This is a genomic window from Rubripirellula tenax (assembly GCF_007860125.1).
In the GTDB taxonomy this organism is placed as follows: domain Bacteria; phylum Planctomycetota; class Planctomycetia; order Pirellulales; family Pirellulaceae; genus Rubripirellula; species Rubripirellula tenax.
The window spans coordinates 175,427-181,650 of sequence record NZ_SJPW01000005.1 but is presented as its reverse complement, the minus strand read 5'-3'; the positions used below and the strand labels follow the sequence as shown (position 1 = coordinate 181,650).

Genomic DNA, 6,224 nt, shown 5'->3' with positions numbered 1-6,224 from the left:
TTTTTGTTTTGCAACATCAGTGTGACGCGGGACGCCCTTGTTCTGAAACACCAATCCGAGGTTACGCAATGCCGCGAAACCGACGCACCTCAATCAACCGTCAAACTGCGCCCTGAAGAGACCACACCCCACCAGATTAAGGGCTAATCTGGTATTGGAACGGATTCAGGGCAATCCAACCGCCGACTAGTCAGCCAGCCAGACGAGTGGCCGGACGTTGCGTCGAGTGAAATTCAATAGGATCAGAATATTTCTGAATTCCTGTTAACGATTTGGTTTGGCGTTCGGCATACGGTTAACAGACAGTAGTTTTAGCTTTGGCCGTGCGCATGGACGAAAATCAGAAACGCGAAGAATTCACCCATTACTGGCTGGAGGCTGAGCCTTCGGTTTCGGCGTACGTATTCGCGTCAATTTCCGGATTTCATGATGCCGAAGATGTCGTCCAGCGGATCGCTCAAGAGCTGGCTCGTCGGTTCGACGAATATGACTCAAGTCGACCGTTCGTGGCGTGGACGCTTTGGATCGCCAAATCGCGGGTGATTGATTTCTACCGGTCGCGGGATCGCGCGCGGATCGTCTTTTCGGACGAGCTGCTCGGACGACTCGCCGACACAATCGTCAAACAGGCTGATGGTCGGAGCCATCGTCGCGAAGCACTCGAAGCCTGTCTGGATGAACTTCCACCACGTTCGCGTCGGTTGCTCGATTTGCGATATGTCGATGAGTTGTCTGCCGTTGATGCGGCGAGGGAAGTCCGATCTACCGCAGGCTCCGTGCGAGTCTTGCTGTCTCGCGTGCGCACGGTTCTCGCCAGTTGCATTGAGCAACGCCTCGCGATGGAGGATTCGTAATGTCCGTAGACGATGATTTCATCGATCGAATTCTTGAGGGAGCCGCATCCACCGAAGAGGCAGGGGAATTCCAGAGGTGGCTGGAGTTTCCCGCCATCCTGGAGCGGTTTGCGCTTCGAGCCGAGCTGCATTCGGACTTGCATCGTTCCCTGCGGCGCAGGCGCATTCAGAAGAGTGCGTTGGAAGCTAGTACTGATGCTGCCGTTGCCGAATCGGTTTCGTCGCCAGAGAAAACTCCAGTGGCGGCTTTCCACTCGCGACGGATGCTGGGACTGTCTGCAACCGGGATCGCGGTGGAGACAGACTCAACGCGATTGATCTCGATCTACATTCACCAAAACGATGCCAAGCCCAACATTGCGGGCGTCGATACGGGGACTCATCCCCTCACGCACCATGGGAACCAACCCGAAAAACTTGACCAACTACGCCTGATCGAAGAAGCCCAGTTCAAGGAACTTGCCGGCCTACTAGGCGGACTCGCGGGTTCGGCCGCAGCCGACGGATCTTTGCTGGATCAAACTTCAGTCATCTACGGGACGTCTTTGGGAAACGGAAATTCACATGCCAACAACAACCTCCCGGTCTTGATCGCAGGAGGAGGTTTTCGGCACGCCCAGCATCTAAAGCTTGGTGAAGATCAAGATTATCCATTGCCCAATCTCTTCGTCAGCGTCCTGCAGCGACTCGGCATCGAGACGGACAAGTTTGCCACCAGTACGGGTACGATGCGAGGGTTGGGCCTGGCTTGAGTTTGCAACGCAATGGCAGCAATGTCATAACAATCGCCGCCCGATTGCCGGCGTCACTGGACTGCGTCGGCTTCGGTCGAAATACAATGGTCCCTGTGACCATCGACAACGAAATTTCTGGTAACAGTTCATCGTCACAATGCCATTGAATTTAGATCCACAACATACGTCAACGATGAATCAGTGCACCACTTTCGCGAAAAGAATTGAGATGATCTACGTCGGCTCACGCATCGGTTTCGCGTCAGCTGTCATGCTGCTGCTGGTCGGATTTGTTACCGCATCAGAGCCGCTCTACCAAAACACGTTCGATGATCCCCAGCAAATTGAACCGTTGTTTCAGCGGTTTAAGTCGATGAAGGTCGTCGACGGCGTCCTGCGACTCGAACACGCTAATGGGCATGCTGCTTCGCCAACGCTGCCGGTTCCTTTCACTGACGGGGTGTTTCGGTTTCGCTTCAAGCTGGCGGGTGCGGACCGGTTGGTCTGTCGCTTCGAGGACGAAAGCCGCGTCGTGAAAGCGAAGGCACATCTCTGTCGACTGGAATTCAGGCCGGGAAGTGCGTCACTGCATTTGAACAGTCCGCCGAAAGATCGAGAGCTCCGGCAAGACGCGTTGTTCGCGACACATCGTCAAGACTTTGCGGACGACGAGTGGCACTCAGTCGAAATTTCGTTTTTCGGTGAGACTCTCACGGCGACCATCGACGGGGATACAAAGCTGGAAGGGCGACATGAGCACCTCGCGAACGAGAAGCTTGGAGCCATCTTCGCAGTCCAAAAGGGCGTTGTGTTGTTGGATGATCTGAGTCTGACTTTAATTGGCACTGAACCTCAACCGGAGGCCGTGACAGCTGGAGACGATCTCATCGGCACACGCGGGCTGGAACTATTTCACGACTATATCGAACCGATGTTCAAACAACATTGCTACGAATGTCACAGCCATGAGTACGAGGAAGCCAGTGGCGGACTCGTGGTCGACTCTCGTGCTGCCATGTTGAAGGGCGGTGATCTCGGGCCATCACTGGTTCCAGGCCAGCCGGATGAAAGTTTGCTGCTCGAAGCGTTGGTCTACGAGAACGACGCGATTCAGATGCCGCCCGACGGCAAGCTGGATGCGCAAACGCTTGAGTATGTGCGTGAATGGATCGAGCTTGATGCTCCGGATCCTCGCAACAGCATCAGCACCGATCAGCCTGCACCTAGCGGCCCCGACGCGTCCAAGCTTTGGTCCGTGCAGCCTCTCGCTGAAATGCGGCCACGCGGCTCGATCGATGATCTCATCTCGCAGAAGCTTGAAATGAAAGGTCTAGCGTCATCACCCGATGCGTCGTTTGATGTCTTGGTAAGACGCTTGCATTTCGTTTTGACCGGTCTTCCGCCCACGATCGAAGAAGCGAACTCGTTTGTGGAGTCTGCTGAATCCGACCTCGACACTGCCATGGAGCGGCGGGTGGACGAGCTACTTTCGCGCCGTCAATTCGGTGAGCGTTGGGGCCGGCATTGGCTGGACATTGCACGGTACGCGGATGCGAGTGGAACGACTTCGCCGAGACCCTACAAGCAAGCGTGGCGGTATCGCGACTACGTCATCAATGCGTTCAATTTGGACAAGTCATGGAGTGAATTTGTCAGGCAGCAAATCGCAGGAGATCTGATCGAGACGGATTCGGCGGCCAAGCGCGCCGAAGGTCTCGTTGCGACCGGCTTCCTGGCGTTGTCCCATGTGATCGCTGCGACTCGTGATCCCGAAACGCTCAAGCTCGACACAATCGACGAACAACTTGACGTGGTCGGAAAGGCTTTTCTTGGCGTTGCCATTGGGTGTGCCCGATGCCACGACCACAAGCTCGATCCGTTCCCGACTCGCGATTACTATTCCCTTGCCGGGGTGTTTCGCAGTTCGTCGTCGTACCAACCCTCGATCTCGCAGGAAAGTCTGACGCTCGAGGGCGCAGAGCTTGGTATCACTGAAGCAGATGCCGTCAAAGTAGTTGCGCCTTGGTTGCGTGGCGGCAAAGGAGTGAAGGTTCATTCGGTTAAAGAAGCGGATTCAATACGAGACGAACCGATTCACTTGCGTGGTGAAGTCGAGATAACGGGCGAAGTCGTGCCCCGCGGATTCCCAACGCTCGTTGCTGCGATTGATGTACCACCGATTCCTGAGGGCAGCAGTGGACGACGTCAGTTGGCCGATTGGGTATTGCACGAGAACAACGCCTTGGCGTGGCGGGTGATAGTCAATCGAGTTTGGCAGCACGCGTTCGGACAAGGCATCGTTCGCAGCACCGACAACCTTGGGTTCACGGGCGATCCTCCAAGCCACCCTGAACTGTTGGATCATTTGGCGTGGAAGTTTCGCGATTATCACAACGGTTCCTTCAAGTCGCTTATTCGGGAAATGCTGCTGAGTCGTGCTTGGCGACAATCGAGTGTTTTGCGTCGCGATGCGATGGACGTTGACCCTGAAAACCGCTTGCTGTGGCGTGCGAACCCACGACGCATGGAAGCCGAAGCGGTGATCGATTCGATCCAATTCGTCTGCGATCAGCTTGACTTAGGCCAGCCAGACAAAACATCCGTGCCCGGATTCAAGGTCGGAAATCAGGGCAGCACAGCGGATCTTAAAATTCCTGGCGTAACGTTGAAGCGACGATCAGTTTACTGGCCAGTGTTCCGCAAGGATGTCCCCAACTCAATGGACGTGTTGGGGATATTCGATTTCCCGCCAGCGACCGCCCCCCGAGGAAGCCGTGAGGTGACGCGCGTTCCGTCGCAATCACTCGCACTCCTGAATAATCCGTTCGTGATTGACAACGCTCGAGCTTTGCAGAAGTCCTTGCTCAGTAACGCATCGCTGGCCGATGACCGTGATCGCTTGAGAGTCCTTTACCAGAAACTTTACAGCCGATTGCCAACGCCCAAAGAGGAGGCGGGGTCGCTCGAGTTTCTCACTCAGTTTGCCGCCGGTCTGGAAATCACCGAGTCGGCGAAACCGGGAGCCGTTCATAGCGTGAGCTGGAATCGGCTTTGTCATGCGTTGCTAGTGAGCAACGAGTTCGTCGTTGTGCCGTAGCAATGGACCAGCCCACCAATACGGGGCGTCGGTTCGTAACTAATAAAAGCGAGATTTATCCAAACAATGAACACTAATTTCCCCTGCGGTCGTATGTCCAGACCGGCTTCGTCTCGTCGAGATTTCTTGCGGACAACGTCGCTTGGATTCGGTTCGCTGGCACTCACCAGCATGCTGGCCGAACAAGCGATCGCTGCAAATCCATTGGCTCCCAAGGAGCCCCATTTCCCGGCGAAGGCAAAGCGGGTGATCATGTTGTTCATGGAAGGCGGGCCTTCGCAGATGGATACGATCGACTACAAGCCCGAACTAATCGCCCGGCATGACCAGGCGATTCCTCCCTCCGCGACACCACTCGCGATCCGGCAGGGAAAAGGCGAGAAGTTAGAGAATTTTGGTTCGCTGTACCGACCGGTCTCTGAGTTCAAGCAACGTGGTGAATCGGGGCTTTGGATGAGCGACGCGTTAGAGAACATCGCCCAACATGCAGACGATCTGTGCATTCTAAATGGAATGGTTTGCGACAGCACCGAGCATGGCACGGCAACGCAACAATTCCATACCGGCATGCCGGTCTTGCCTCGGCCGAGTATGGGCGCTTGGCTGATGTATGGATTGGGAACCGAAAACCAAAACATGCCCGGCTTTGTCGTGATCAGTCCGCCGGCGGGTAGCAATATGAATTGCGGCACTGACTTTTTACCCGGGATTTATCAGTCAACCATCCTCCGGGACGCCGAAAAGGCGGGCAGCGATAAGATCCGCTACCTGATGGATAAGCGTTTGCCGAGGTCCATGCGGCGCAGCCAGCTTGACTTCCTGCAAGACCTCAACACCGACCATGCAATGCGGTCCGGCAATGAGCCAAACTTGGAAAGCATGATCGAAGCCAATGAGCTTGCATTCCGGATGCAAGCCGAAGCACCCGAGGTGTTCGATATCGAATCGGAGACCGCCGAGACTCAAGCGATGTACGGCATCGGAGAGAAGGCAACTGATTCGTTTGGCCGGCAATGCCTATTGGCTCGGCGACTGGCCGAAGCGGATGTGCGATTCATTCAAGTCACAAGCAAGCAATGGGATCATCATGACACGATTGGAAAGCTGCTGCCGGAAAGTTGCCAAAAGGTCGACAAACCGATCGCGGGGTTGCTTGCCGACCTGAAAGCTCGCGGGCTGCTAGAAGATACATTGGTGATTTGGAGCGGTGAGTTTGGACGCACACCGGTGTACCAGAAAGTCGGCGGAATCAGCAAAAAGGGCAAGCCGCCGGGCCGTGGCCACAACCCCTTCGGTTGGAGCTTGTTCATGGCCGGCGGCGGAGTCAAGCCAGGATTCAAGTATGGTGCGACCGATGAGTTTGGCTACAGCGCTATCGAAGGCCGCGTCCACATTCACGACTTTCACGCAACCGTGCTGCACCTGTTGGGTCTGGACCACGAACGTCTTACGTACATGCACGCCGGACGTCCGTATCGACTCACCGATGTCTACGGAAACGTCGTGAAGGAGATCGTGGCATGAAAATCATCGTTCGAT

4 protein-coding genes are annotated in these 6,224 nt (G+C 55.5%); all 4 read left to right on the top strand.

The features are described 5' to 3' along the window. The first annotated feature begins 329 nt into the window (after positions 1 to 329). The 4 genes from Poly51_RS18865 (at position 330) to Poly51_RS18850 (ending at position 6,209) form a co-directional block, all read left to right on the top strand. Positions 330 to 854, top strand: a complete 525-nt coding sequence (locus Poly51_RS18865) for a sigma-70 family RNA polymerase sigma factor (RefSeq protein WP_146459347.1) — start codon at positions 330 to 332, stop codon at positions 852 to 854. Further along, complete coding sequence (locus tag Poly51_RS31050) at positions 854 to 1,606, top strand: DUF1552 domain-containing protein (RefSeq protein ID WP_222435894.1); 753 nt, start codon at positions 854 to 856, stop codon at positions 1,604 to 1,606. The genes Poly51_RS18865 and Poly51_RS31050 overlap by 1 nt, the downstream gene beginning before the upstream one ends. Before the next feature lie 211 nt (positions 1,607 to 1,817). Continuing rightward, a complete protein-coding gene (locus Poly51_RS18855; RefSeq protein ID WP_186775662.1) occupies positions 1,818 to 4,685 on the top strand; it encodes a PSD1 and planctomycete cytochrome C domain-containing protein in 2,868 nt (955 codons plus the stop codon). A 66-nt stretch (positions 4,686 to 4,751) separates the two neighbouring features. Next, positions 4,752 to 6,209 (top strand): DUF1501 domain-containing protein, encoded by a 1,458-nt coding sequence (locus Poly51_RS18850; RefSeq protein WP_246114606.1) that lies wholly within the window; start codon positions 4,752 to 4,754, stop codon positions 6,207 to 6,209. Positions 6,210 to 6,224: the final 15 nt, after the last annotated feature.